This is a genomic window from Burkholderia sp. AU4i (assembly GCF_000466765.1).
Lineage (GTDB): Bacteria > Pseudomonadota > Gammaproteobacteria > Burkholderiales > Burkholderiaceae > Burkholderia > Burkholderia cepacia.
Window position 1 is genome coordinate 1 of record NZ_ASSI01000466.1, and the last position, 2,713, is coordinate 2,713.

Here is a 2,713-nt window from a genome sequence, read left to right on the forward strand (position 1 = left end):
GGTCGCGCAGAAGCTCGTCGACGACGGCATCAAGGGCATGCTCGGCCACTTCAACTCGGGCACGACGATTCCGGCCTCGCGCATCTACGCGAACGCGGGCATTCCGCAGATCGCGATGGCGACCGCACCGGAATACACGCAGCAGGGTTACAAGACGACCTTCCGCATGATGACGTCCGACACGCAGCAGGGCTCGGTGGCCGGCACGTTCGCGTCGAAGGATCTCGGCATGAAGAAGATCGCGATCGTCGACGACCGCACGGCCTACGGCCAGGGTCTCGCCGACCAGTTCGAGAAGGCCGCGAAGGCCGGCGGCGCGACGATCGTCGACCGTGAATTCACGAACGACAAGGCGGTGGACTTCAAGGCGATCCTGACCAAGCTGAAGGCGGCGAAGCCGGATCTCGTCTACTACGGCGGCGCGGATTCGCAGGCCGCACCGATGGTCAAGCAGATGAAGACGCTCGGCATCACCGCCCCGCTGATGAGCGGCGAAATGGTGAAGACGCCGACGTTCCTGAAGATCGCGGGCAACGCGGCCGACGGCACGATCGCTTCGCTGGCAGGCCTGCCGCTCGAAGAAATGCCGGGCGGCAAGACGTACGCCGACAAGTACAAGAAGCGCTTCGGCGAAGACGTGCAGACCTACTCGCCGTATGCGTACGACGGCGCGATGGCGCTGTTCAACGCGATGAAGAAGGCCGATTCGACCGATCCGGCGAAGTACCTGCCGGTGCTCGCGAAGACCGACATGGCCGGCGTGACGTCGACGCACGTCGCGTATGACGCGAAGGGCGACCTGAAGAACGGCGGCATCACGATGTACAAGGTCGAGAAGGGCGAGTGGAAGCCGCTGAAGAGCATCGGCGGAAAGTAAGCAGCCTGATGTGACGCGCGGGCGGCGTTGCAATGCGTCGTCCCGCGCCTCATGCGAAAAAGCCACCTGGCCGTCGGGCCGGGTGGCTTTTTCTTTTTTCCGCGGAGGGCAAGCGGCTATATGTGCCTATTCGCGACGCACACGCAGCAGGAACTTCTGCAGCTTGCCCGTAGGCGTGCGCGGCAGCGCCTGCACGAACGTGAACTCACGCGGAATCTTGTACGCGGCGAGCCGCTCGCCGCAGAACGCGCGCAGCGCGTCCGCGTCGGGCACCGTGCCCGCGCGCGGCACGACGTGCGCGACGACCGTCTCGCCCCAGTCGGGATGCGGGACACCGACGACGGCCGCCTCGGCGATGTCCGGGTGCGCGCCGAGCACGTCCTCCACTTCCTTCGAATAGACGTTCTCGCCGCCCGTCACGATCATGTCCTTCAGCCGGTCGACGATGAACAGGTAGCCATCCTGATCGATCCGCGCGATGTCGCCGGTGCGATACCAGCCGTGCGGCGCGAACGCGGCGCGGGTCGCGGCCGCATCGTCGAGATAGCCGAGCATCATGCTGTCGGTCTTCAGCCAGATCTCGCCGGTCTCGCCCGGCTGCGCATCGATGCCGTCCATCCGCACGACGCGCAGGTCGACGCCCGGGCCGCCGTGGCGGCCGATCGAACCGGCCTTCGCGATCTGCTCGTCCGGATACAGCGTCGTGCCGGCCGGGCCCGCTTCCGTCATGCCGTACACCTGGAAGAACGCGTCGCTGCGATACGCGCGCGCGAGCCGTTCGGCCTGCGCGGCGCCGATCGGGCCGCCGCCGTACAGCCATGCGCGCACGCTCGACAGGTCGAACGCCGCGAAGCCGTCGATCGTGTCGAGCGGCAGCAGGTACGACACCGGCGCGCCGAAATACAGCGTCACGCGCTCGCGCTCGACGGTCTGCAGGAACCGCAGCGGATGGTATTCGCGCAGCAGCACGACGGTGCCGCCCGCATACAGCGTGCCGCCGAACCAGTTGTTGAGCGGCGACGAATGCCAGATCGGCATCGCCATCAGCGTGCGCTCGTTGCGGCCGATGCCGGTCGCGAGGGCCGCCTGCATCGCGGCGAGCGTCACGGTGCGGTGGCTGTGCACGCAGCCTTTCGGGTGGCCGGTCGTGCCGGACGTATAGAGGATCTGCGCGATGTCGCCGTCGGCCGGCTCGATGCCCGCGAGGCCATCCATCGTCGCGCACAGCGTGTCGAAGCACGGCACGCCGTCGAGCTCGCCTTCGGTCACGAGCCGTCGCGCGGGATGCACGATGCGCTCGACCACCGGCGCGAGCGTCACGTCGAACAGCAGCGCCTTGCTGCGGCTGTGTTCGAGCACGTAGTCGACTTCCGGCGCCTGCAGCTTGTGGTTGATCGGCACGAACGTCGCGCCGAGCCGCCACGCGCCGAACATCAGGTCGACGAAGGCCGGCGTGTTGAAGCACATCGCGGCGACACGGTCGCCGGCCGCGACGCCGAGCGCGCTCAGCACGGCCGCCGCGCGGTGCGAGCGCTCGCGCGCGGCGGCATAGGTGATCGTCGCGGATTCGCTGACGAGGAACGGTTTGTCGGGCGTCGCGCGGGCGGCGCGGTCGAGGGCGGCGACGAGGTTCATCGGGGCTCCGGGCGGGCGAACGAAGGCGAACGGGGGCGAACGGGGGCGAACGGGGAAACCGGGCTGGGCGAACGGGCGTCAGGCCGGGTACGCGCGCTGCAGCAGCGCGGCGACGTCGATCGCGTGCGGGTCGAAGCCGCCCGCGACGCGGCCCCAGTCGGGCGCGGCAAGCCGTGTCGCGACGAACGCGTCGGCGACGGC

2 protein-coding genes are annotated in these 2,713 nt (G+C 68.6%); one reads left to right on the plus strand and one right to left on the minus strand.

Annotated features, from left to right (window positions below; all coding sequences use genetic code 11):
- Positions 1-877 (plus strand): branched-chain amino acid ABC transporter substrate-binding protein (locus L810_RS43560; RefSeq protein WP_042978514.1); only part of this gene is annotated, 877 nt, incomplete at its 5' end.
- 126 nt (positions 878-1,003) lie between these two features.
- Here L810_RS43560 and L810_RS43565 read toward each other — a convergent pair.
- On the minus strand, positions 1,004-2,512 hold the full coding sequence (locus L810_RS43565) for a class I adenylate-forming enzyme family protein (RefSeq protein ID WP_021164407.1): 1,509 nt from the start codon (positions 2,510-2,512) through the stop codon (positions 1,004-1,006).
- Positions 2,513-2,713 lie beyond the last annotated feature (201 nt).

Coding starts and splice junctions, on each gene's coding strand:
- L810_RS43565 (WP_021164407.1), bottom strand. CDS start 2,512: ATGAACCTCGTCGCCGCCCTCGACCGCGCCGCCCGCGCGACGCCCGAC.